The organism is Flavobacterium rakeshii, from assembly GCF_009741375.1.
In the GTDB taxonomy this organism is placed as follows: domain Bacteria; phylum Bacteroidota; class Bacteroidia; order Flavobacteriales; family Flavobacteriaceae; genus Flavobacterium; species Flavobacterium rakeshii.
Window position 1 is genome coordinate 184,897 of sequence record NZ_WOWP01000013.1, and the last position, 24,769, is coordinate 209,665.

General features: G+C 36.5%; 20 protein-coding genes. 9 read left to right on the forward strand and 11 right to left on the reverse strand.

Annotated elements, in window-relative coordinates; all coding sequences use genetic code 11:
• Positions 1 to 2 precede the first annotated feature (2 nt).
• Both GN157_RS04655 and GN157_RS04660 read right to left on the reverse strand, forming a co-directional pair.
• Positions 3 to 1,019: an LLM class flavin-dependent oxidoreductase gene (locus GN157_RS04655; RefSeq protein WP_157481944.1), complete on the reverse strand. Its 1,017-nt coding sequence runs from the start codon at positions 1,017 to 1,019 to the stop codon at positions 3 to 5.
• Positions 1,020 to 1,088: 69 nt separating this feature from the next.
• Positions 1,089 to 1,442: a winged helix-turn-helix transcriptional regulator gene (locus tag GN157_RS04660; RefSeq protein ID WP_157481945.1), complete on the reverse strand. Its 354-nt coding sequence runs from the start codon at positions 1,440 to 1,442 to the stop codon at positions 1,089 to 1,091.
• 104 nt (positions 1,443 to 1,546) lie between these two features.
• On the opposite strand from GN157_RS04660, the gene GN157_RS04665 reads away from it, so the two are divergent.
• Positions 1,547 to 2,290 (forward strand): SDR family oxidoreductase, encoded by a 744-nt coding sequence (locus tag GN157_RS04665; protein WP_157481946.1) that lies wholly within the window; start codon positions 1,547 to 1,549, stop codon positions 2,288 to 2,290.
• An 82-nt stretch (positions 2,291 to 2,372) separates the two neighbouring features.
• Here the strand turns inward: GN157_RS04665 and GN157_RS04670 are convergent, their stop codons facing one another.
• From GN157_RS04670 to GN157_RS04705, 8 genes are all read right to left on the reverse strand, one after another.
• Positions 2,373 to 3,533: an aspartyl protease family protein gene (locus tag GN157_RS04670; protein ID WP_157481947.1), complete on the reverse strand. Its 1,161-nt coding sequence runs from the start codon at positions 3,531 to 3,533 to the stop codon at positions 2,373 to 2,375.
• A 21-nt stretch (positions 3,534 to 3,554) separates the two neighbouring features.
• On the reverse strand, positions 3,555 to 5,072 hold the full coding sequence (locus GN157_RS04675; RefSeq protein WP_157481948.1) for a carboxypeptidase-like regulatory domain-containing protein: 1,518 nt from the start codon (positions 5,070 to 5,072) through the stop codon (positions 3,555 to 3,557).
• 131 nt (positions 5,073 to 5,203) lie between these two features.
• Entirely contained in the window at positions 5,204 to 8,221 is a 3,018-nt protein-coding gene (locus GN157_RS04680) for a BspA family leucine-rich repeat surface protein (protein WP_157481949.1), read from the reverse strand.
• A 122-nt stretch (positions 8,222 to 8,343) separates the two neighbouring features.
• Positions 8,344 to 9,786: a sodium:solute symporter family protein gene (locus GN157_RS04685; RefSeq protein WP_157481950.1), complete on the reverse strand. Its 1,443-nt coding sequence runs from the start codon at positions 9,784 to 9,786 to the stop codon at positions 8,344 to 8,346.
• A gap of 340 nt (positions 9,787 to 10,126) precedes the next feature.
• The gene (locus GN157_RS04690) at positions 10,127 to 11,194 is read right to left on the reverse strand and encodes a DUF481 domain-containing protein (RefSeq protein ID WP_157481951.1); all 1,068 of its coding nucleotides are present in this window, start codon (positions 11,192 to 11,194) and stop codon (positions 10,127 to 10,129) included.
• A gap of 187 nt (positions 11,195 to 11,381) precedes the next feature.
• Positions 11,382 to 11,858 (reverse strand): DoxX family protein, encoded by a 477-nt coding sequence (locus GN157_RS04695; protein WP_157481952.1) that lies wholly within the window; start codon positions 11,856 to 11,858, stop codon positions 11,382 to 11,384.
• A gap of 65 nt (positions 11,859 to 11,923) precedes the next feature.
• Positions 11,924 to 12,505 carry a Crp/Fnr family transcriptional regulator gene (locus GN157_RS04700; RefSeq protein ID WP_157481953.1) on the reverse strand — a complete coding sequence of 194 codons (582 nt, stop codon included), beginning with the start codon at positions 12,503 to 12,505 and terminating at the stop codon, positions 11,924 to 11,926.
• A gap of 30 nt (positions 12,506 to 12,535) precedes the next feature.
• The gene (locus tag GN157_RS04705) at positions 12,536 to 12,976 is read right to left on the reverse strand and encodes a hypothetical protein (protein WP_157481954.1); all 441 of its coding nucleotides are present in this window, start codon (positions 12,974 to 12,976) and stop codon (positions 12,536 to 12,538) included.
• Positions 12,977 to 13,098: 122 nt separating this feature from the next.
• Here GN157_RS04705 and GN157_RS04710 point away from each other — a divergent pair, with 122 nt between their 5' ends.
• From GN157_RS04710 to GN157_RS04725, 4 genes are all read left to right on the forward strand, one after another.
• Positions 13,099 to 13,671: a pentapeptide repeat-containing protein gene (locus GN157_RS04710; RefSeq protein WP_157481955.1), complete on the forward strand. Its 573-nt coding sequence runs from the start codon at positions 13,099 to 13,101 to the stop codon at positions 13,669 to 13,671.
• Between the two features lie 237 nt (positions 13,672 to 13,908).
• The gene (locus tag GN157_RS04715) at positions 13,909 to 16,035 is read left to right on the forward strand and encodes a tetratricopeptide repeat-containing sensor histidine kinase (protein ID WP_197429393.1); all 2,127 of its coding nucleotides are present in this window, start codon (positions 13,909 to 13,911) and stop codon (positions 16,033 to 16,035) included.
• Positions 16,025 to 16,741, forward strand: a complete 717-nt coding sequence (locus GN157_RS04720; RefSeq protein WP_197429394.1) for a LytR/AlgR family response regulator transcription factor — start codon at positions 16,025 to 16,027, stop codon at positions 16,739 to 16,741. Before GN157_RS04715 ends, GN157_RS04720 begins: the two co-directional genes overlap by 11 nt.
• Before the next feature lie 99 nt (positions 16,742 to 16,840).
• Positions 16,841 to 18,610 (forward strand): T9SS type A sorting domain-containing protein, encoded by a 1,770-nt coding sequence (locus tag GN157_RS04725; protein ID WP_157481958.1) that lies wholly within the window; start codon positions 16,841 to 16,843, stop codon positions 18,608 to 18,610.
• A gap of 91 nt (positions 18,611 to 18,701) precedes the next feature.
• Here the strand turns inward: GN157_RS04725 and glyA are convergent, their stop codons facing one another.
• Complete coding sequence (gene glyA / locus GN157_RS04730) at positions 18,702 to 19,976, reverse strand: serine hydroxymethyltransferase (RefSeq protein WP_035131919.1); 1,275 nt, start codon at positions 19,974 to 19,976, stop codon at positions 18,702 to 18,704.
• A 112-nt stretch (positions 19,977 to 20,088) separates the two neighbouring features.
• On the opposite strand from glyA, the gene fahA reads away from it, so the two are divergent.
• From fahA to argC, 4 genes are all read left to right on the forward strand, one after another.
• Positions 20,089 to 21,375, forward strand: coding sequence for a fumarylacetoacetase (fahA, locus tag GN157_RS04735; protein WP_157481959.1), 1,287 nt, complete (start codon positions 20,089 to 20,091; stop codon positions 21,373 to 21,375).
• A gap of 535 nt (positions 21,376 to 21,910) precedes the next feature.
• Positions 21,911 to 22,534: a GNAT family N-acetyltransferase gene (locus tag GN157_RS04740; protein WP_035131916.1), complete on the forward strand. Its 624-nt coding sequence runs from the start codon at positions 21,911 to 21,913 to the stop codon at positions 22,532 to 22,534.
• Entirely contained in the window at positions 22,534 to 23,727 is a 1,194-nt protein-coding gene (locus GN157_RS04745) for an argininosuccinate synthase (protein WP_157481960.1), read from the forward strand. The genes GN157_RS04740 and GN157_RS04745 overlap by 1 nt, the downstream gene beginning before the upstream one ends.
• Positions 23,720 to 24,697, forward strand: a complete 978-nt coding sequence (gene argC, locus GN157_RS04750; protein WP_157481961.1) for an N-acetyl-gamma-glutamyl-phosphate reductase — start codon at positions 23,720 to 23,722, stop codon at positions 24,695 to 24,697. The genes GN157_RS04745 and argC overlap by 8 nt, the downstream gene beginning before the upstream one ends.
• Positions 24,698 to 24,769 lie beyond the last annotated feature (72 nt).

Genomic DNA, 24,769 nt, shown 5'->3' on the forward strand with positions numbered 1-24,769 from the left:
TCTTATTTATTATTTCGCTCGTCTATTATTTCAGACAATATTTCATAAGATTTAACCCTGTCATTATAGTCATAAAAGTTAGATACAACCATAAGTTCATCTACCCCCATTTCATTAAGGAATTTATCTACCTGTTTTGCAACAGCTTCTTTCCTTCCTACAAATGAGTATTTAAGCATTTCACGAACCGCGGGGTTATGCTGAATCATCATCAGCTCATCGGTCATTTCCATTGGTGGCTGTAACGGTTCCCTTTTCCCTGTAAGTATTCCTAAAAACATCCTTATTAGGGATGTAAAGTTCCTTTCGGCCTCATCATCGGTATCGGCGGCAATTACATTAACTCCCGCAATGGTGTAAGGCTTATCGAGATACTCAGACGGTTGGAATTCTTTCCTGTAAATATGCAGTGCTTCTTCCAGTAGTCCGGTTGCAAAATGACTTGCAAAAGCATACGGGAGTCCCATTTTTGCGGCAAGGTGCGCACTATCTAAACTCGAACCTAAAATATACAACGGTACATTAACCCCTTCGGCTACAACGGCACGTACCTGCTCCCACTCGCTTTCAGTTGAGAAATACTGTTGTATCTTCTCTATCTCCTTTGGGAAACTGTTAACCGACTGCATCCTGTCACTTCTAATAGCATGTGCCGTTACCTGATCGGTTCCCGGTGCTCTTCCTAACCCTAAATCAATTCGGTTAGGATATAGCCTGCCTAGCGTACCAAACTGTTCTGCCACAATAAGAGGCGAATGGTTAGGCAGCATAATACCGCCGGAGCCTACACGTATTGTTTTTGTGTTTCCTGCTATATGTCCTATAAGTATTGAAGTGGCTACACTGGCAACATGTACCATATTGTGGTGTTCTGCCAGCCATAACCTTTTGTAACCCATTTCTTCGGCTTTTTGTGCCAAAGCAACACTGTTTTTAAATGTTTGTTCTATAGTAACCCCATCCGATACAATGGCTAGTTCAAGTATCGAATAGGCAATTTTTTTATTTATTGTTTCCATAATTTATTATGCATTACTGCAACTACTCTTATTAATATCGATTTAATTAGCTTATTGTTGTAAGCTTTGCTAACCAATATTACTTTCTGCTATTATTGCCTGTCTGTGCTTTGCGCCCCATGCTGCAAGGTCATGAATAAGGCTTTGCAGGGAGCATCCATATTCTGTAAGGTTGTATTGTACCGATATTGGCTGAGTGTCTAAAACAGTACGCTTAACAAGCTTATTTAGCTCCAACTCCTTTAACTCCTTACTTAACTGCTTATTAGATATACCGTTAAGATCATTCAGTATATCTGAAAAGCGCCTTTTGTTATAATAACACATGGTTGATATAATGGATATTTTCCATTTCCCTCCTAACACATCCATGGTGTCGTGAATGGCCATGATTTCCTTTTTGTGGCAAATATTTTCTGTCATAAGTTACCTGGTTACTCTAAAGTTACTGTTACTTTTAGTTACAAAGTTACAATAATAAATTAATCCAATTTACCTTTGTACTGTTAATAATTAAAAATCAAAAAATGAGTTTAGTAAACAAGAACGTAGTAATAACCGGTGGAAGTACCGGTATAGGCTTAGCAACTGCAAAAGCATTTATCAATGCAGGAGCAAACGTAGTAATAACAAGCAGAAGTGCCGATAACCTGCAAAAGGCTTCGGACGAAATCAATAATCCTAATTTAACGACTTTAGTGTCAGACACATCAAACCTTGAAGGTATCTCGGTTTTAGAAAAGTTTATTGCAGAAAGTGGTAAGAAACTGGATGTACTTTATTTAAATGCAGCAATCGCCACCTTCGGATCAATTACAGAAACAACTGAAGCCGATTTTGATGCACAGTTTAATACCAATGTAAAAGGACATTACTTTACATTACAGCAATTAATACCACACTTAGCAAATGGTTCGTCTGTAATATTTACCTCATCAATAGTGGCAACAGCAGCCGGTATAGGTACCAGTGTATATTCTGCCACAAAAGGAGCTATTAATAAAATTGCCCAAATTGCAGCAAACGAACTGGCTGAAAGAAAAATACGTGTAAACCTTGTTAGTCCGGGTCCAATACAAACTCCGGGGCTTGACAGCGTAGCAAATGCCGAAGCTAAAGAAAACCTGGCAGGATCTACGGCACTGCAACGCTTAGGTAATGCCGACGAAATTGCAAAAACTGTAGTATTCTTATCTTCTGACGATGCCAGTTTTATAAGTGGTACAGAGATTACTGTTGACGGTGGTGCTATTACTTATATGCTAAAGTAATAGCCGTCTGTTATCCAATTAAAATAAAGCCCATACAATGTATGGGCTTTACTATATACTGATATGATATTCTTTTATAATTCTAAGACCGTATAAAAACCTTGAGTTTAAATTTTATATCCTTTACTTCGTTTTCCTGTTTTATTTTAAGAAGTAAATCATCATTAACTTTAAGCGAATCCAAAAACTCATCAAGATTAATATTCTTAACAGGAATATTGTTTACCTGCAAGATCTGGTCATTCATTCTAATTCCTTTTGTGTAAGGTTCTGTATCTGTTACCATACCACTTACAATCCAATATTCACCTTTGTCTAAAAAAGAGATTGCTCGAAATAGTTTATTATCGTTTTTATTGAAGTTTTTATTAGGCTTTATCCATATTTTTTCCTTTTGATGATCAAAAATTATATTAAAATCATCCAGTAAATCGTTACCTATAATCCCCATGTAATCAGGGCTTGCTAACATTCCAAGAGAGTCTTTTGAAACTGTTGCAATAATGTTCTTAATTTTAAAATCACCTAATTCGACACCTTTGAGAGGTAAAAAACATCCGTTTGTGTCACCCCCGAAACCTCCCTTAGCCAAAACCTCTTTCTTATCAGTCGCATTATAAATACCATCGGTCATATATACATGACTATTCAAAACAGTTTGGGTACAACCGGTATCAAGCAGAAACTTTCCCTTAATCTTTTTTTTATTTTTAAGCGTTATTGTTAAAGGAATATAAATACGATTGTCTTTAAATTCAGCAGCTATAGGTTTATAGCCTTTAACCGAATCGGTAAATATGATTTTTTGCGAAACATAATCTAACATATATGGCTTTTGCTCAAAAGTATTAAGTCCCGAAATACCATCTACAGACTTGCCTAACAAACCTTTAAAATCATACATTATTGTTAAAGTAGCATAACGATATTCGTTATTAGCAAATTCAAAATCAATAGTATCGGTTATTACCTGACCTGTTGATGTTGAATTACCTATACCTTGTATTTTAATATCTTTAGCTGAAGTGCCAAGACCGTTTTCTTGAAAAAAAAGAGAATCTACACATATTCCGTATACTCCTGTATCAAATATAAAATTACCGTATACTTTATCCTGTACCTTAACATCAAGGTATAAGTGACCATTGTATCTAAGAGGTATTGAGTTTAAAGGTGCTACTTTTTTTGAGCAGGAAACAAGAAATAAAAACGATATCAAAGAAAGTAAAATATATTTATTCATGATTTGGTTAGTGTAAAACAATTACTGTGCAACGCTTTTAAACTGCTTCATTTCTTCAAGAGGTTCTATAGTTGTATATTCCTTCCATATATCCGGACTATAACCATTTACTGTTTCATAATCAAAATCTTTTTCTTCAACAGCGTCAAACTCAGCTTCGGTTATAGCCGATTTTGACACAAAACAAAACTCCTGCCTATTTAAAATATTCATTTCAACCTTTATCTCAAATTCAATTTTTTCCTTGCCTCCGTTAGTTATCTCAATAAACTTTAAAGGCCTGTTAATGTAAACATACTCCCCCGATTCTTTTGAAGCATATTTTAGGTAATAACCTCCTTCTTCCCTTTCTTTAAATACAAGGGTCCCCCTGCTTACATTTTCCTGTTGTTTAACCCCTAAAATAAACTTCAGGTTTATGCCGCTAACTTTTCTTCCTTCAGCAAGTCCATAATCAGCCCTTACAACAGCATAATCCTTTTCGGCTATATACAAGGTTCCGTTGTATTTTGCACGGTGTTTTCCCGGTCTGAATTTTATTATAAATACCCGTCCGTTATTACCATCTTCTGTCACTCCGGCAAAAGTGTAGTCATAAATCTCATTATTCTTCACAAAATCAAGATTACTGCTGTACAGCAAATTGTTTCCCGACTTGAAAAGACTAATTTCTGAAGTTACATCCCTAAGGTTGCTTTTCTCTGTTTTAACCTCATCTGTATCAAAGCTATTATGAGAAACAACCGTATCACGGGTACCAAACCATCCGCTTTTTATTCTGTAATACTTTTCAGGGTCAAGGTGGGTAAATAAAATTTTAGCTCCGGTTTCAAGCATATCATTTAGCGATATGGGACTACTGTTATCTTTTAGTTTTACTGCCTTTGTAACCTGATCTCTAGTAAGAAAACCCATTTTACCCTTTACCATTTTTTTTGCCATATAATGGTCAATAAGCACATCGGCAAATTCTTTGGGCGGATTTGCTTTAGCTACTGATATAAATGCCTCGAGTTCTTTATTAGCCTCTTTGATCTCTTCTTTACTGTATTTGGTAGACTGGCTTATTTTAGCTTCGGCCTTTACAGGATTTATAGCTGCCGAACTTCTGTAAAAAAATGTTGTTTTATTAGTACTGCCGTAAAACCTGTAATTGTTTTTTAGATTGCTTTTTACCGATGCCATAATACTATCGGCATTCATACTGGCGTTAGAGATATAAACTGTTTCCAGCTCAAATGCTCCTGGTTTTAACCGCACAGTACCGTCACTGTTTTTTAAATCCCTTACAGTTAAATACTGTGTATAATACCCTAAAAAAGAAACAGTAAGCATAGTAGCATCATCAGCACTTTTTTCAGGAATAGTAAATGCTCCCTCGGTATTACTCATTATGTTATTGGAATCGTTTATCTGTACATCGGCAAAAGAGAGTGGCACACCTGTTTCTGAGTCTATAATCCTGCCTGAAACACTTTGAGCTACAGTAATCTGAAATCCTATTAGAAGTAACAGGACAGACAATACATTTTTTATCATTTTGATTAAGTGTGGTTATTAATTGGTTGTCGCTTAAACTAACGCTGAACAAAGAGTTTTTGTTGTAGGCATTTAATAAAAAAGCTCCTGAAAAAATCAGGAGCTTTTTTGTTTATTCTGCTTAAATACTTTTATTTTTTTACAAGTCTGTAATCAACCCTACCACTATTAGTTTGTACTGTAACCAGATAGATTCCCGAACTTAAGTCAGAGATATCCATACTCTCAGGATTTTGGTTAAACGACATTAGTTCACGTCCCTGTAAATTGTATATAATAACTTCCTCTGGTAATACATTGTTTTCTGCCTTAATATAAAGAACATCATTAGCTGGATTTGGATATAGTACTAAACTTTTGTTTAGAATATTATCACTAATACCTAGCAACTCTATTATTTGTGTAGTAACACTATTGGTTACAATAGGCAGGTTATAATCAAAATAAATATTCACTTCATTACTATTGATAATATCACCTACTTCAAGTCCGGCAACAGGTTTTATCTTGTAAGCTATAAAACCGTTACTTCCTGCTTCATCTTCCTCTTCAAAAGGCAGGTTTATATTTTCAAAAATAAATTCAACATGATTATCATCAGTTATCTCTATTCTGTAGTCATGACTTGAACTTACAGGTCTAAACGTACTCCAGTCTACATCGTCACTAAGTATATCTTCAACCCTTATGTTTATTGCACTTGCAGTTCCTGTATTTTGGAACCTGATGATATAATCCAGATATTCTGTAGCCTGCTCAATGTAAATCTCACTACCCTGAACCACTCTCTTATCATTAGGATCAAATGAGTTAACTACAGTTTGAGCAAATTCAAAAGTATTATCCTGCGGAGTGTAATCATTTTCATTTGGAGTTACCGTAGCGGTAAAGTTTAATATATCATCTCCGTTAACTGTAGGAGGTGTAAATGTTTCCATAGTAATATCAATTACCCTGCTTTCAAAAGGCTGGAAATCGCTTAAGTTGAACGTTAATACGTTATCTGAATTTGATGATGCAGCCGGAACAGCACTAACAAAAGATTGCATAGCATCATCATAAGTAAAGCTTACTGTTACTGTAGGAATGGATTGTATCCCTAAATTTTCAATAACCAACTGATATTCTGCCTCAAATCCGGGGCGGGCTTCGTTTACAGGTAATATTAAAACACTTAAGTCTTCAACAACCTCATTTGAACTCACGCAGAAACCAATTTCTTCTGTATTGCCAAACCCAGTAAAGCTTACTACAGATGTTTCAGGTACTATGGTATAGTAATCCGGTACTCCAAGTACTTCTACTTCATATGTTGTTTCTGCATAAGTTTTAAGCTCATAACTCCCGTCAACTTCTACTGTTGTAGCATAACTAAACACATCATTATTAGCCTTAACTAAAAAATTAACCATTGCAGTATCATTACTGTCGCAGCCATTATTATCTTCATCAAATAAAACAGTTCCGTTTATAGTATTCCCTTGGCATTCTTCACCTAAAGCATCTCCAAAAATCATCCATCCTAAATCATTTATAAGATAATCTCTAACATCCGTATCACAATAATAAAGATCATCTGATGTTAAAAACTGATTTTCTACCTGTAATTGAGCAAACTTATACAGTAAAGCATCGTAATTTTCTGTACTCATGGCTGTACTGGAAACTAAAGTAAAAAAATAAAAAGCCACATTTGTAAAATCCCAACTGGAAAGATCCTGATTAAATGAAAATGCTTGTAAAAACATACCTGAAAAATCTACAACGTTCGAAACATCCCAATTATTTAGTGGTTGGTCAAATGAACTGGAAACATTAAACATATAAGCCATATTAGTAACACTAGAAACGTCCCAGTTATTTAGTGGCTGGTTAAATGAAGTTGCATGACAAAACATTTCTTCCATAGTAGTAACATTGGAAACATCCCAGTTATCTAATGGCTGATTAAATAAATTTGCAGTTTTAAACATAAAAGACATATCTGTAACACTAGATACGTCCCAGCTATTTAATGGCTGATTAAACATATCACAACTAAAAAACATGTTAGACATATTAGTAACATGAGATACGTCCCAATTATCTATTGACTGATTGAAATTAGTAGCTCTAAACATATTTGACATATCCATTACATTAGAAACATCCCAGTTATCTAATGGCTGATCAAATGCTGTATTAGATTCAAACATATTTGACATATCCGTTACATTAGAAACATCCCAATTGTTTAATGGTTGGTTAAACGAACCATTCCAAAACATATTAGACATATCTGTAACACTGGACACATCCCAGTTGTTTAATGATTGATTAAACGGACAAGCTGCAAACATAAAAGACATATCTGTAACACCAGATACATCCCAGCTATTTAATGGCTGATCAAACATAATACAACTCCAAAACATATCAGACATATCAGTTACATTAGAAACATCCCAGGTATCTAATGGCTGATTAAATGTAATACAACCATTAAACATCTCTTTCATAGTAGTGACACCAGAAACATCCCAGTTATTTAAAGGAGAATTAAAATAGCTTACACCAGAAAACATTCCTTCCATATTAGTAACATTAGATACGTCCCAAGTATCAAAAAGAATACTTGAAAAATAAGCTTCTTTAAACATATTTTTCATATTGGTAATATTAGAAACATCCCAGTTATCCAAATCAAGAATACCAAAACTAATATTAACCCCATAAAACATCCCCTCTGTACTGGTTACCTGGCTCAAATTTGGTGCATCTGTAGCAGATAAATCAAAACCAACACAACCATTAAAGGTATTTTCCATACTAGTCCACGGTATATCTCCCCATTGCTGTATTTCAATCAGTTTTTCGGCCTCATCAACACTTAACGTTGAAAAATCAAGTCTTCCTAGAGTACCGTATATGGTAACCGTATATGAGTTTAATACCTCTGACTCCTCATAGGTATGAGTACACGGACCTGTTTGATTAGTTAATATTGTTCCATCACCAAAATCAACAGTATAATTATTATTTGCATCATAAACAGCCGGAATAGTTATACTCCAGTTATAAAGGGGTAGCCATACCGTAACAAATGGTTCCTGAGCATAAATAAAAGACGTTAAAAAAAATAAAAGTAAAGTAAGGTAGGTTTTTTTCATAATTTAAAGGTTGGTTTACGCCTTGCAATATAACACTTTACATATAAATTTTAACATTTTTTACTTACAAAAAAGTCCCGCTCATTAAGCGGGACTTTTAATCAATTTAAATTCTATTTATACTATGCTACAACACCTTTTGGTTTGTCGGTATATTGTATTAGTACAAATGATATGAATGAAGCGGCGATACCAAAAAAGTTGGCATCAAGCCCCAATGGCAGTTTTACCTGAGTTATAATAAGGACTAGCGTTGTGAGTCCGCCTACAACCATAGCCACAACAGCAGCCCTTGCCGAAGGCTTTTTGAGTATTAGCGTACCCAAAACAGGCACCAATAGTCCCGATACCATAAAGGCATACGAGTACAACATAAGTTCCAGTACGTTTTGCATATTAGTTGCCAGTATAATGGCTAATGCCCCTATTATTAAAGTAATAATTTGTGAGTATTTTATGTGTCCGAACTTTCTGGTGCCTTTAAAATATTCTAAAATATCGGTAGTGAAATTACCCGAAGCTGCCATTAAACAACTATCGGCTGTAGACATAATGGCCGAGAAGTAAGCCGAAAGCATAAGCCCCATTAATCCTACCGGTAGTATTGTTCTTAAAAACAGTGGTAGTCCCAGCTCGGCATCCAGTTGTGTACCGGGTGCATAACCTATAGCAGTAAATAATCCCTGCTCATAACCTACCCTTGCAAACAAACCTAAGGCTATACCCATAAATGCCATTATAGGCCATTCAAATAACCCGGCAATAAACCATGCTTTTTTGGCCGTTTTTTCATCCCTACAGGCAAAAATACGCTGGTACAATGTCATCCCTACAAACCATATAGGTACTATGGTAATAAGCCAGTTAAAAAACTGAACGAATGAAAGGTTGGATAACGACATAAATTCTGCAGGAACGGTTTTACTAATAGCTTCCCATCCGCCTATGTAAGCATACCCTACCGGAATACCAATAAATATGAGTCCGCCCATAAGTATTATCCACTGTATGGTATCGGTGTAAATTACAGCCTTAATACCGCCTACTGCCGTATAAACCACAGCAATTACTCCCATTATAAGCACAGCCATATTAATGGATACCGAAGGAAATGTAGCTTCAACTAATTTAGCTCCTGCCAGTATTTGCGAACTGGTAAAGCCCACATAACCTATAAGAGAAATAAACCCTGCTATAAGAGCTACTTTACCATTATAATGATGTGCCAGTGACTGAGGAAATGTAAGGAATTTATTCTCCCTTGCTACAGGATATATTTTAGGAATTAACAATACTGCGCTTAACCAGGCTCCTAAAAGTCCTGTAAAAAGCATCCAGCTACCCGATAGTCCCATCATAAAACCAAGACCTCCTAAACCTATGGAGAAACCTCCGCCTACATCGGTTGCTACTACCGAAAGACCTATATGTCCTGCCGACATGTTTCTGCCTCCTACATAATAATCGTCTTTAGATTTATTACGTCCCATAAAATAGAAGCCAACACCCAGCATTACTATCAGGTAAACTATAAATATTATTAAATCAACAATGTGTATTTCCATTATTTAAAAAAGTTTTAGCGTGTTTATACATGGGGATATATACATATTCCCATTATTAATTTTACTTATTTATGCTAATAGCCTTTTTTGTAATAAGCCCCAATTACCACACAGATACTAAATTTTGGTAATACAGATAAGGGCTGAAAGGCATGAAGAATGCGATATGCAATTCTAAAAAGCGATTGAATATGAGCAAATATAACAATTTAGGCTCGCCTAAAAAAATATAATCCCTTTACTGCAACAGCTGAGTCTTCTCATCGTTTGTTTTAAAATGGATTATAAAAAAACAATCCCCTGCTTATAGGCAGGGGATTGCTTAAAAAACTAACACAAATTATAGTTCCCAGCCAAAAGTAGCCTGGAGAACATAATCTTCCTTACTGGCGCCTTCCGGCGGCCTTCTGTCGTAATTATACGTAAACCCGAATTTAATAAAAAATTCAAGAGGCAAATCGTATTTCAGGTCGAGTTTTATATCACTCCTAACCCTATGCTTTTCTGTTAAACTTGGATAAACCACTGCATTTGTTAACAGGCTGAAATCTTTAATATCAAACATATTAAGCTCAATACCTCCAAATGCTTCGGCACTGTTCCTGTCAGCATTCAGTATTGGTTCATATCGCTCATTATTCCATGCTCCACCTACTACCCCGCCAAAGTACAGTTTATTGGTATGTACAAAATACTTACCAAAACCCAGCTTGGTAGTAACCCTCATGTCCAGCTGCTGCTCATCATTTTGAAGCAGTTCTCCCGAAAGATTTAAAAAATAGTCGTGCTTTAAAAATACTCTTAACCCCAGGCTGGCATCGGTACGGCTAATGTCGTTACTATTATCCTGCTTTGTTTTAATAGCATTATAACTTCCCTGCAAACTCCAGTAGTTTGCAGTATAACCTAAGGTACTCCTCATGGTAAACTGCTTAAAATTGTCTCGCTGTGTTAGGTTTACACCTAAAGACAACGAGGCATCAAGCCTGGAGATAAACCCCTGCTTGATAGATTTTACATACACAATATCGTGTACAGATGTATATATGTATTTCTTTTCGGCTACGTCATATAATACTACCCTTCCTCCGTTTATGGAATCGGTTTGCAGCATACTATTTAACCTGTCTCCGTTCCTGAGGGTTATAAGGAAAGTTTGCTGACTGCTTAGTTTTTTAATGTCAAGCCATTTGACATTAAAATCACTATCACTGTAGTCTGTTTCAATAATCAGGACGCCTTTGTCCATCTCTTTAATCTCTCCAATAAGCCTATCCTTATTTTTAAGGATAATGGTATCGTTTTTCTGGGCGCGAGCATTAAAACAACAGCATAAACATACTACCCAAAAAAGGGTAGTATGAAAACGTGGGGTTAAATTGCTAAGCCAATTTTTTGTGTGGGTCATCAGCTTAAATTATGTGGGTGTATAATAAGGTTACTTTCTACATATAATAAGCTTTAGCATTTAATTTTCAGAAATAAGTGGGGACCTGATTTCTTATTCTTAAATATAGAAAATAATCCTTCATTTAACACATAAAGGACTACTTTTAACAAAAAATTAGATTGCCTTTTTAGGAAAAAACTGATTTTTAAAACAATAGCTTATTATTTTTTTTCTCTCTTACAGAAAATATATAGACCCATACAATTAAAAACACCTGTAACGGAACCCTAAACCACAAATAGCCTACCCCTTTACCTGTATAATTTGCATGCATAAGGTTCACATTATGCAAGGTCGCATAAATATTAGCCGGAAGTATAAAGATGAAAAACAGTACCAAAATAACCCCTGTGATTTTTCGGTAAGCAGGAAATAATAGTAGTATACCAAATATAAACTCAGCCACTCCTGTTATGTACACCAAAGCCTCTCGGTAAGGTATAAAATCAGGCAACATCATTGCCATTCCCTTTGTAAACAAAAAGTGCCCCATACCCGTAAAACATAGCATACAACACATGGCAAGATTACCGTTAAAACGCCATTTAAAATCTTTTTGGGTAAGCTTACTTATAAGTATACCTACAATAAAAGCCGTAAAAAGTACTATTACTACATTCATATAACTGTCCGTTTTTTGATCAATGCAAAGTTGGGACTGTAATAGCCTATAAAAAATGATGTATGTTAGTTTCGTGCGTATTGCTTTCTTATCCGGCTAAGGCTTTCGGGTTGTATTCCTAAAAAGGAAGAAAGGTGTTTTACAGAAATAGCTGCAACAAGCTCAGGGTTTCTTTCCAATAGTGTTACATAACGCTCTTCGGCAGTAAGAGAAAGTAAATCCATTTCTTTTTCCAGTCTGTGAGCATACTGCATTTCTGCCATTTTCCTGCCCACTGTAGCACCGTGAAATGAATTTTGGTAAAATACCTCTAAATCACTGTAAGGTATAGCTATTACTTCGGCGTCTTCTAAAAACTCAATAGTAACTACACTTGGCGTGCCTGTTATAAGGGAATAAAAAGCTGTAACAAATTCGCCCGAAAAATGAAAAGCAACAGTAAACTCCTTCCCTTCTTTTAAAAAGTAGTTACGGGTCACTCCGCTTTCTAAAAAGTAGATATGGTGTTCGTGCTCGCCTTCCTTTGTTAAGATATCACCTTTTTGAAAGGTTTTGTAGGTCAATATTTGTACAAAAATATCCCATTCGGCATCAGGTAAACGATGCAGACTAAAAACGGTTTGCTGTATTTTTTTAAGCGAATCCATATTTCCCGGTTAGGGAAACTAAGATACAATTTATCTTACTTTGTAGGCATTCATTACATTAACCTCATAACTGTTCTTATCTAAAAACAGTTGCAGTGTAGAACCATCGGGAGAAAACCATGCCAGGTTAACTCTTGTTTTTCCTTTCATTATCAGTTCGTTTAAATCTTTAGAAGCTTTGTTAGCTGTTCCTTCTGCCCCTACACTTTTGTAAACATCAGGTCTGCCAATCTCAAGGTTGTTCTCAATAAGCATACGCTGTACTAAGCCTATTGCCTGATCAAGTCCCTGTTCGGTTTGTTCAAATTTCATGGTAGCATCAAAGGTATTGCCTATTCTTAACCACTTATTGTAATCTGTCTTGGCAGACGAATAATCTCCTTTTACACTTAGTCCGCTGGCTCCAAAGGTTTGAGCCTGCATGGTTAATGCACCTAATAAAAAAACGAATGTTACTACAATCTTTTTCATGTTGTTGGTTTTTATTATTTATTAGTTTCCACTAAGTTAGCCAATCTAACATTCATTTTGTTTTAACAAAATCACAAAATAAGGCGCGTTTATGGTTAACTTGCCGACTTTAATACAAAAACATGTCTGCAAACTATATACTCGACACACAAATAAACAATACAGTGTTTGGTCCTGACGATATTATGTACAAGGATTACGAACGCTGTACTTTTACCGATTGTGATTTCACACAGTGCAATTACCTGGGGGTAGCATTTACCGATTGTGAATTTATAAACTGCAACTTTGCCGAAGCAAAAATTAACTATGTATCGTTTAGGGATGTGATGTTTACCGGCTGTAACTTTACAGGAGTGAATTTTGCCATGGTAGACGACCTCCTTTTTAAATTTGAGTTCAAGGAATGCATATTAGATTATACCAAGTTTTATACCCTAAAAATGAGGGGGACTGTATTTACAGGATGCCAGATTATAGCTTCCGACTTTATGAATGCTGATATTACCGACGTAATATTTGATAATTGTAACCTCCACAAGAGCATTTTTCTGGATACTATTGCCAATAAAGTAGATTTTTCTACCAGTTACAACTACACTATAGACCCCGAAAAGAATAAACTTAAAAAGGCAATATTTTCAGAGTCAGGACTTAAAGGGCTGCTTACCAAACACGAAATAATAATTAGATAAAATAAAGCAGTTTTTTGTAGTGTTAATCAAATTTTAGCAATACATTTGCCGCTCATTGCTGGTCATGTTATGGGCCAACAATTTAAAGACCCAGGGGCTTCCACCCACGGGTCTTTTTCATTTATAGGCATTTTACAAAACAGCACCTGCACCTTTTTATCAGGAAAAAGCCAACATTCGTCAAAAAAACATACCCCTTCAAACACTTTTCGCTTATTTTTAAGGCTAAAAAACTTTTTGAACGCTTTTAAACTTTACCATACCGGCTTTTTGCTTACCTTATTGTTTTGCTGCAATTTTTGTTTTGCTCAAAACGATATTAAAACCCTTGACTCCTTAAAAACTGAGTTTGTTAACCATACATACGACACTAATGCCGTAGCTTTTTACAATAAGGCACATAAACTGGGCGAAAAACTAATTAAAGACAATACATTAAAACAAGAAGCCCAGTCTATACTCTATACTCTGGAAGATTATATGATAGGAGTCTATTTATACAATGGTGAATATGATAAAGCCATTTCGTTAAATACGACTAAGCTCAATAGCAGCCTAAAACAACAGGACAGCACATCAATAACCAACAGTTACCTGCTGTTTGGTAAAATTTACGCCAAAAAAAAAGAGGTTGAGAAAAGCTTTAACTACTATGATAAAGCGGCTCAATTAGCTATTACATTAAAAGACTATAGTACACTAACTGCTATTTATGAAAATATGGCTGTACTTTATGGTGAAACAGATAATGATGAAAAGCTAATAGAATATCATTTTAAGGTTTTAAAACTTAAAGAAAAACATAACCTCCCCAACCTAACAGCTTCTTACCTCAACATAGGCCTTATTTTTTCTGACAGGAAGAAATATGATAAAGCATTAAGCTATTACCAAAAATCACTAAAAGAACTGAAAAAGAATAAGGATGATTATATACTTACCTATAACTACATATTCCTTTCAGATCTTTACCGAAAGAAAAAGGTATACGACTCGGTTATATACTATGCAAATAAAGCACTTCATTTAGCTAAAGCCGGAGGGTATACATCACTTGAAGCCGACGCTTATAATTCTATTGGTACTGCTAATAAAAAAACAGGAGATTACAATAATGCCATACTGCTTCACTCTAAAAGCTATGATTTATACAAACAGGTAGACAATAATGTAGGTATTATACAGGCTGCTAATCAGCTGGGAGATGATTATTTTACCATGGACTCTGTTCAAAAAGCAACAGGAAAAGTAAACAAGCCTACAGTGATACCTTCTTTTATTCCTGCTTCACATTACAATAGCCTTCCATTAGATAAGGGGCTTTTATGCCTTGACCTTGCTAAAGAAAAAATTAAAGTATATGGTATAACAGCCGACAGGAAAACCAATATTAAATTCTATAAAAAAATATATACCGCAAAAGGGAACTATAAAAAAGCACTGGAAATGCAGACGCTAGAATTCACTATAGCCGACAGCATTAAAGAGGAACAACTAAAAGCAAAAGCTTTAAAAAAAGAGTTTCAATATGCTTATGAAAAGAAAAAAGAACTGGATAGTATAAAAATTGCCTACATAAAAACACTTGCCGATACCAAAATTGAAAAAGAAAAGAGTACCAAAAAGACACTTTATTTTATTATAGCTATTGTAACCCTTATAATGCTGTTAGTATATGCAAGGCTTAAATACCTGCAAAAAAACAAAGAACTTATTATTGAAGGACAAAAGGCTCTGGTAGAAAAGAAACAAAAAGAAATTGTTGAAACCGAGCTGGATTACCTTAAAGCCCAAATCAATCCGCATTTTCTTTTCAACTCCCTTAATACCATTTATTTTAAAATCAATAAAGAAAATAAAGAAGCACGCGAAGCACTTATAGGTTTTTCAGAAATACTGCGTTATCAGTTATACGAGTGTAACCTGGATACTGTAAATATTGAGAAAGAAATAAAATACCTTAACGATTATGTACAACTACAGCTACTCCGCAAAAATGACAGCAATATTAAATGTAATATTGATATTACCCATAATGTAATTAATTTCCAGATAGCCCCACTCCTACTGGTTAATTTTGTAGAAAATGCATTTAAGCATTTAAGGAACGACAGTAATCAAACAAACTCCATCAATATTCTTCTGGATAAAACCGAAGACACTTTTATCTTTGAGATTGAAAACGATAAAAACGTCAGGGAAAGCATAAAGGATAACGGAGCTAATGACAACGGTATAGGTCTGCTTAATGTAAAACGAAGGTTAGAGCTTATTTACCCTAACAGGCATACTATTAAAATTGAAGACAACACTACCACATACAAAGTTACACTCACAATAAAACTGAATGATTATGACCAGTAAACTAAAATGTCTTATTGTAGATGATGAATTTACTGCCCGTAAGGGTATAACCGAATATATTGAGGATACTGATTTCCTTGAGGCCTCTTTTGAGGCGCAGGATCCTTTTGAGGCCATGAATATTATTAAGAACAATAAAGTAGACCTTATGTTTCTTGATATTAATATGCCTAAAATGTCGGGGATTGATTTTTTAAAGCTGGGCAACATCCTCCCTCCTGTTATTATAACAACCGCCTATCAGGAATATGCCTTAGAAGGCTATGAATTAGATATTATAGATTATCTGTTAAAACCCATTCCGTTTGAGCGTTTTGTAAAAGCTGCAAAAAAGGTTCAGGGATATATCGCATCTACAACCGATAGTCAAAACCAGGCAACCGATTCATTTTTTGTAAAAAGCAACGGTATTTATGAGCAAATTTCATACAGTGATATTAGCGCTGTAGAGTCATTGCAAAACTATGTAATCATCCATACCAATAAAGGCCGTGTTATTGCCTACCTTACTCTAAAGCTTATTATGGAAAAACTGCCCGACAGTACTTTTATACAAATCCATAAATCATATGTAGTGTCAAAAAAAGCGATACAAAGTATAAGTACCGATAGTGTTTGTATTAACGACAACAACTTCCCTATTGGTAACTCTTTCAAAAACAAACTCTTTGACGAGTTTATCAATACAAAACTCTTAAAAAGGTAAACAGGCATTTTTATCAAGAAAATAAACCACATCGTGTAATTTACTAACTGTGTTTTAGGTTAACTGCTAATTTGGCAAAAAAATTCAAAGCCTTAAAACATGATTAAAAAAATTACGAAAAAGAAATTCTTTGCCTTTGCCACACTACTGCTAAGTATAGGCATGCAGGCACAAAATGTAACATTACAATATGGGCAGTCTGTAGGAGGTGATTCTGAACACGGCGAACTGGCACGTGGCATGGTTACCGATGATAACGGAAACATATACATTACAGGTATTTTCCATGATACTGTTGATTTTGACCCTTCTGAAGGTACAACACAACTTACCTCTACCGGAGATGACGATGTGTTTATAGCCAAGTATAATGCTAACGGAAACCTTGTATGGGCACACAATATACTACTGTTTGCCGAAACAAATACCTCTGGAGAGGAAAGACCTACAGCCATAGCCATCGATGAAAATAATAATCTTTATGTTACCGGAGAATCAAGCATAGGACTTGCAGGGTATTTTGTTTCAAAATGGGATACTAACGGTACTAAAATATGGACTAAAACCCTATTTACAGATAATTTTGAAAACGACATTGCCCCTTTTGATATAGAAGCCTCGGGTGGGGTTGTAAAAATAGTAGGACGCACTGCCGGAACAAACGATTTTGATTTTTCGGAAACCGAAACTCATAACAATACTGCTAATACGGTTGATGGTTTTATACATGCCGTTGACTATGACGGAAACTTTCTTTGGGTGAAAGACCTGAAAAGCAATGTAAGGTCGGAACTTACAGGTATAGCAACCGATAGCAACGGAAATATATTTGTTACAGGTGCATTTACCGGATCTGTTGACACTGATTTTTCCCAGGAAACTAATATACTTTCTACAAGTGTTCCTGACCCTGATGTAAGTGCCGGTTTTCTTATCAAATACTCTCCCGAAGGCGAACTGATTTGGAACAGGCTGTTACTTAATACGGAAGGCTCATCAGTGGTATTCAATACTTTGACTACTGATACCGAAGACAATGTAATCCTTACAGGAAGCATTATAGGCACCATACAAATAATTAACAATGGGGAGGTAGAACAAACTTTTACCAACACGGCTAACTTTGGGACTTACATTGCAAAATTCAGTAGCGAAGGAAATCTAAACTGGGCTCATCATATCTCTGGTACAGAAAATAACTTTAACCTGCCTTTTGATGTAACTACAGATGAATGTAATACTATATACATATCGGGGGAATTTAGAGGAATTTGTGACTTTGACACAAGCGAGAGTGATTTTATTATGTCATCACAATCGTTTAGTAAAGACGATGTATATGTAGCTGTTTTTTCTGATGAAGGTAGCCTTAGCGGCGCATTCCAAATTGGTGGTACAGGTAACCCCGAATTTCTTGACCTTAACTCTCACATGCCTCTTACGGTAAAAAATAACAGCCTTACTATTGCGGGTACTTATGTAGGCGGACTTGATTTAGATCCTTCATCAGGCACTACCGAGGTAGTTTCTGTAAATCAGGCTGGTACTTCAATACCTTCCAGAGACTTTTTCATTGCAAAATATACACTCGATACGGGTTGTATACTATCATTAAACGATTTTAAAGAGGCTAATACATTTACCATATCTCCTAACCCTGCTCACGAAAGTTTCACTATAACACTGGGTAACGAATATAACGGATATGATATTTACATTTATGATGTAACAGGTAAATGTGTGCTTCAAAAAACAAACCTTAGCGGCATTACAAACACCATAAACATAAACAATTTAACATCAGGCCTGTATCTTGTAAAACTGCAAACGGGAGAGAAAACAACATCAAAAAAGGTTTTGGTTAATTAGGTTAGTCTTTTTCATAGAGACGTGTTTTCTTCTCAAAAAAAATCCCTCCTGATTAGGAGGGATTTTTATATATACTATTTAGTGTTTTTTATTAGTAAACAAAAATAGGTCTTTCACCCATCATACCGTTTACCTCATCAGCAACTTCTTCAATAACCTCTTCATTAGTAAAGTTAGTGATAACCTTGTCTATAAGAGCAACAACAGTTTCCATATCAGCCTCAACTAAACCACGTGTAGTGATTGCAGCCGTACCCACACGGATACCCGATGTTACAAACGGAGACTTATCATCAAACGGAACCATGTTCTTGTTAACAGTGATTTCAGCTTTTACCAAAGCATTCTCTGCCTCTTTACCTGTAATGTTTTTGTTTCTAAGGTCAATAAGCATCATGTGGTTATCTGTACCTCCGGAGATAATATCATATCCTCTCTTAACAAAAGCCTCGGCCATAGCCTGAGCATTTTTCTGTACCTGTAGTGTATAACGGAAGAACTCATCACTTAAAGCCTCACCAAAAGCAACAGCTTTAGCAGCAATAATGTGCTCTAACGGTCCACCTTGGTTACCAGGGAAAACAGCAGCATCAAGTAAAGACGACATCATTCTTACTTCTCCTTTAGGAGTTTTAATACCCCATGGATTTTCAAAATCTTTACCCATTAATATCATACCACCTCTTGGCCCTCTAAGGGTTTTGTGAGTTGTTGTAGTAACAACATGACAGTGAGGTATTGGGTCACTTAATAAACCTTTAGCAATAAGTCCTGCAGGGTGAGAAATATCGGCAAGAAGTAAAGCACCTACGCTATCGGCAATTTCCCTAAAGCGTTTAAAGTCCATATCACGAGAGTAGGCAGAAGCACCTGCAATAATCATTTTAGGCTGTTCCTGTGTAGCTATCTCCTGTATTTTGTCGTAGTTAAGCCTTCCGGTTTCTTTCTCTACACCATAAAATACAGGCTGGTATAACCTACCTGAAAAGTTTACAGGAGAACCGTGAGTAAGGTGACCACCGTGAGAAAGATCAAAACCTAATATTTTATCACCCGGTTTAAGGCAAGCGTGGAATACAGAAGCATTAGCCTGAGATCCCGAGTGTGGCTGTACGTTTGCATACTCAGCACCAAACAAGGTTTTCGCCCTGTCTATGGCAATTTGCTCGATAACATCTACTACCTCACATCCGCCATAATATCTCCTTCCCGGATAACCTTCGGCATATTTATTAGTAAGTACAGAACCCGCTGCTTCCATTACCTGGTCGCTCACAAAGTTTTCTGATGCAATAAGTTCCAGTCCGTTAATCTGCCTGTCTTGTTCTTCAAGGATCAGGTCGAAAATTTGTTCGTCGCGTAGCATTTTATATTTTTTCGTTAATTTGCCGTCAAAAATACAAAAAATCGTTTGTCAAAACGATATAGCAAAGTATATTTGATAATTGAATAACAAAATCATACACAAACAAAGTAATATGACATTAACAGCAAACGACCCTTCCAGAAAATCGTGGCTTAATGTACCCGAAAACAGCGATTTCCCTATACAGAATATTCCTTTTGGCGTTTTTATCACTAAAGACGATGTAATTACCATAGGAACTAGAATAGGAAACTACGCAATAGACTTAGGTGCACTGCAACAGTTAAACTATTTTGAAGGCATTGAGCTTACAGATGATATGTTCATGCAGGATACCCTTAACGATTTCATATCAGACGGTAAAAAAACATGGCGTTTGGTAAGAAACCGTATTGCGGATATTTTCGACATTAACAACCCTAAACTAAGGGATAACGAGAAACAAAAAGAAATCGTAATATTTGACATTAAGGATGTGGAAATGCAGCTTCCGGTACTTATTGGTGATTACACTGATTTTTACTCAAGCCGCGAGCATGCTACAAACGTAGGTAAAATGTTCCGTGATCCTGATAATGCCCTTTTACCAAACTGGCTACATATTCCGGTAGGTTACCACGGTAGGAGTTCTACCATTGTACCATCGGGCATACCGGTACACCGTCCTAACGGGCAAACACTTCCTCCGGGAGAAACCCAGCCGGTATTCGGTCCTTCAAAAAGAGTTGACTTTGAGCTTGAAATGGCTTTTATCACTACCGATGCTAACATAATGGGCGAACCAATCCCTGTAAACGAAACAGAAGACCATATTTTTGGTATGGTACTGTTTAACGACTGGAGCGCACGTGATATTCAAAAATGGGAATATGTGCCGCTAGGTCCGTTCCTTGCTAAAAACTTTGCATCATCAATGTCTCCTTGGATTGTAACACTGGATGCGATGGAACCATTCCGTACTGCAGGACCGGAGCAAAATGATCCTAAGCCTTTAGAGTACCTTCAGCAAACAGGAGAACACGCGTTTGACATTAAGTTACAGGTAGGTTTAGCTCCTGAAAACGGAGAAGAAACCATTATATGTAACTCTAACTTTAAGTACATGTACTGGAGTATGTCTCAGCAACTGGCTCACCATACTGTAAACGGTTGCCGTGTTAACTCGGGCGACTTAATGGGTAGCGGTACTATTTCGGGACCAACACCAGACAGTTTCGGTTCTATGCTGGAGCTTACATGGGGCGGACAAAATCCGCTTAAATTAAACAGCGGAGAAGAACGTAAATTTATTGAAGACGGAGATACTGTAATTATGCGAGGTTACTGTCAAAACGATGAGGTTAGAATCGGTTTTGGCGAGGTAAGCAGCAAATTATTACCGCCTTTCAGCAAAAAATAATACTTTAAGCCCCTCAAATGAGGGGCTTTTTTATACCACTACCCTAATTTTTTAGCTTAAAAAAATTAATATTTAAAAATTTAAACCTCAAAAAAATTTAAAATATTAAATCAAAATCGGTTTTTGCCTTTTTTTAGTTAAAAATACAGGCTTATATAAAATTTAACAGCCATCGTTTAATTTATGTTATAAATTTGCAACGATGAATAAAAATAGATTTAATACTAAACTCCCTAAAAATCAAACAGCTATCCGGCTTAACTACCGGGTTGTGCGGTTGGTATAATTATACCTGCCACATACTGGGTGTACTTTATTTAGTATTAATCTTATTTTAACGGAATTGAAAACACTATCTGTTTTTTTAAGGTCTGTAGTAAAAGATCATTCTTTTATATCTAATCCTAATTCTTTAGAGAATCGACGACGATTCAGGCCGTAAGGTCTGCAATATCACTATGGTCCGGTCCGTCCGGCTCCAATTACCCTGTTTATTTTATTGATCATATATTAATTTATTTCTATTAGTACTGAAATGAATGTATCTATTGTAATAGCTCACGAAGAGCACTACAAATTTGCAGAAGAAATTTGTGAGACCATCAACGCTTCTGCCGTACAAAGAGGTACGGGTATTGCCCGAAGAACCCCTGAGTATGTTATGAAGAAAATGGAGAACCGCGATGCTGTGGTAGCAACCGTAAACGGAAAGTTTGCAGGCTTTTGCTACATAGAAAGTTGGTCTCACGGCAAGTTTGTAGCAAACTCAGGCCTTATAGTGCATCCTGATTACAGGGCACTGGGGCTTGCAAAAAAAATAAAGGAAAAAGTATTTAAATACTCTCAGGAAAAATATCCGGGAGCAAAAATATTTGGTATCACCACAGGACTGGCGGTTATGAAAATCAATTCTGATTTGGGCTACAAGCCGGTGCCTTTTAGCGAACTTACAGACGATCCAAGCTTTTGGAACGGATGCCGTGGCTGTTCAAACTTCGATATACTGGAGCGCAAAGAGTACAAAATGTGCCTTTGTACCGGTATGCTGTATGACCCGGCCAAAAAGAAAACAGAAGAAAAATACACGTTTAACAAAAAAGTGCTGCTAAGGCTTAAAAATATAAAGCTGGCACTTTTCCTTAAAAAAGAAAAAGTATAATGAAAAAAGTAGTTTTAGCTTACAGCGGCGGTCTTGACACCTCTTACTGCCTTAAGTACCTAAAAAACGAACTGGGGTATGAAGTGCATACCATACTTATAAACACAGGCGGTTTTACGCCCGAAGAATTAAACGGTATAGAAACAAGGGCTTACGAGCTGGGCAGTGCCCTCCACGTAAACCTTGATATTATTGATAAATATTACGAAAAAGCAATTAAGTACCTTGTATTTGGTAATGTGCTTAAAAACAATACCTATCCGCTTTCTGTTAGTGCCGAAAGAGTTTTCCAGGCACTGGAAACGGTTAAATATGCAAAAAGCGTAGGTGCCGAAGCAATTGCTCACGGCAGTACGGGTGCAGGTAATGATCAAATTCGTTTTGATATGGTATTCCAAACCATAGCTCCGGAAATGACTATTATTACTCCTATACGTGACCTTAAGCTTACACGTCAGGAAGAAGTGGCTTACCTACAGGAAAACGGTGTGGAGTATAGCTGGGAAAAAGCACAGTACTCTATTAACAAAGGGATATGGGGTACGAGTGTAGGCGGTAAGGAAACCCTAACCTCATCACAACCGTTACCGGAAGAGGCCTACCCTTCTCCTTTAACAAAAACACAACCTGAAAAAGTTATTCTTCATTTTGAAAAAGGCGAACTTACAGGTATCAATAACGAATTTGACAAACCTTCGGTTAATATCCAGAAGCTTGAAGCGCTGGCTTCTGCTTTTGCTATAGGCAGAGATATACACGTAGGTGACACCATTATTGGTATTAAAGGACGTGTGGGCTTTGAGGCAGCTGCTCCGCTTATCATCATTAAGGCACACCACCTATTGGAAAAACACGTACTGGGCAAATGGCAACTGTACTGGAAAGAGCAACTGAGCAACTGGTACGGAATGCTTTTTCATGAAGGGCAATACCTTGACCCTGTAATGAGAAATGTGGAAGTGTTTTTAGAGGACACTCAAAAAACGGTAACAGGTACGGTAACGGTAAGCCTAAAACCTTATCACTTCACACTGGACGGAATTGAGTCGGCTCACGATTTGATGAATACCAAGTTCGGGCAGTATGGTGAGGTGAACAACGCCTGGACATCAAACGATGCCAAAGGCTTTATTAAGATATTAGGCAACGCACAAAACATTTATGCACAGGTAAACGGAGAAAGCTATGATTAACATTGGTATTATAGGCGGATCAGGTTACACAGCAGGCGAATTGTTACGACTGCTGGCTAACCATCCGCAGGCAAATATTGATTTTGTTTACAGCACCACAAATGCGGGCAGTCCGGTAGCTAGTGTTCACCAGGACCTGTTTGGCGATCTTGAACTTAACTTTACCGATACGGTTAACCCGAATGTTGATGTGGTTTTCCTATGCTTAGGACATGGTAAGTCGATTGCTTTTCTGGAAGCCAATGCGTTTTCGGAAAGCACGAGGATAATAGATTTAGGGAATGATTTCCGTTTAGAGAAAGATGCTGCCTTTAATGGTAAAAACTTTGTATACAGTCTTCCGGAACTGAATAAGAACCAAATTAAACAGGCACAGTACATTGCTAATCCGGGGTGTTTTGCCACAGCTATACAGTTAGCCTTATTACCACTTGCAGCAAACAGGCTGCTAAACAATGCGGTACACATTAATGCTACTACAGGCAGTACAGGTGCAGGAGTTCAGCCATCGGCTACTTCACACCATCCCTGGCGTATAGGTAATATGTCGCATTATAAGGCTTTTGAGCATCAGCACATGGGCGAAATTATACAAAGTCTTGGGCAGCTGCAAAATGGTTTTGATCAGGAGGTATTATTTATCCCAAACCGTGGTGATTTTACCCGTGGGATATTTGCAACACTTTATACCAAGTTAAGCAAAAGCTTTGATGAGGTTACAGCACTGTATGAAAAATATTACAGTAACGAACCTTTTGTTAGGGTTACTACCGATAGTATTCACCTGAAACTGGCGGTACAAACCAACAAATGCTTTGTAAGCTTGGAGCAAAAGGGCGATTACCTTTTAATCACATCGGTAATAGACAACCTTGTAAAAGGCGCTTCGGGACAGGCAATACAAAACATGAACCTGATGTTCGGGCTGGACGAAACCACCGGACTACAGCTTAAGGCTACCGGTTTTTAATAATTTCCTGCAAGGTTTTAAAAACCTTGTAGGTATGCTAAATAAAAAACTAAACCTACAAGGATAAAGACC

Coding starts and splice junctions, on each gene's coding strand:
- GN157_RS04655 (WP_157481944.1), bottom strand. CDS start 1,019: ATGGAAACAATAAATAAAAAAATTGCCTATTCGATACTTGAACTAGCC.
- GN157_RS04680 (WP_157481949.1), bottom strand. CDS start 8,221: ATGAAAAAAACCTACCTTACTTTACTTTTATTTTTTTTAACGTCTTTT.
- glyA (WP_035131919.1), bottom strand. CDS start 19,976: ATGCTACGCGACGAACAAATTTTCGACCTGATCCTTGAAGAACAAGAC.
- GN157_RS04700 (WP_157481953.1), bottom strand. CDS start 12,505: ATGGATTCGCTTAAAAAAATACAGCAAACCGTTTTTAGTCTGCATCGT.
- GN157_RS04710 (WP_157481955.1), top strand. CDS start 13,099: ATGTCTGCAAACTATATACTCGACACACAAATAAACAATACAGTGTTT.
- GN157_RS04705 (WP_157481954.1), bottom strand. CDS start 12,976: ATGAAAAAGATTGTAGTAACATTCGTTTTTTTATTAGGTGCATTAACC.
- GN157_RS04690 (WP_157481951.1), bottom strand. CDS start 11,194: ATGACCCACACAAAAAATTGGCTTAGCAATTTAACCCCACGTTTTCAT.
- fahA (WP_157481959.1), top strand. CDS start 20,089: ATGACATTAACAGCAAACGACCCTTCCAGAAAATCGTGGCTTAATGTA.
- GN157_RS04725 (WP_157481958.1), top strand. CDS start 16,841: ATGATTAAAAAAATTACGAAAAAGAAATTCTTTGCCTTTGCCACACTA.
- GN157_RS04695 (WP_157481952.1), bottom strand. CDS start 11,858: ATGAATGTAGTAATAGTACTTTTTACGGCTTTTATTGTAGGTATACTT.
- GN157_RS04665 (WP_157481946.1), top strand. CDS start 1,547: ATGAGTTTAGTAAACAAGAACGTAGTAATAACCGGTGGAAGTACCGGT.
- argC (WP_157481961.1), top strand. CDS start 23,720: ATGATTAACATTGGTATTATAGGCGGATCAGGTTACACAGCAGGCGAA.
- GN157_RS04745 (WP_157481960.1), top strand. CDS start 22,534: ATGAAAAAAGTAGTTTTAGCTTACAGCGGCGGTCTTGACACCTCTTAC.
- GN157_RS04685 (WP_157481950.1), bottom strand. CDS start 9,786: ATGGAAATACACATTGTTGATTTAATAATATTTATAGTTTACCTGATA.
- GN157_RS04660 (WP_157481945.1), bottom strand. CDS start 1,442: ATGACAGAAAATATTTGCCACAAAAAGGAAATCATGGCCATTCACGAC.
- GN157_RS04720 (WP_197429394.1), top strand. CDS start 16,025: ATGACCAGTAAACTAAAATGTCTTATTGTAGATGATGAATTTACTGCC.
- GN157_RS04675 (WP_157481948.1), bottom strand. CDS start 5,072: ATGATAAAAAATGTATTGTCTGTCCTGTTACTTCTAATAGGATTTCAG.
- GN157_RS04740 (WP_035131916.1), top strand. CDS start 21,911: ATGAATGTATCTATTGTAATAGCTCACGAAGAGCACTACAAATTTGCA.
- GN157_RS04670 (WP_157481947.1), bottom strand. CDS start 3,533: ATGAATAAATATATTTTACTTTCTTTGATATCGTTTTTATTTCTTGTT.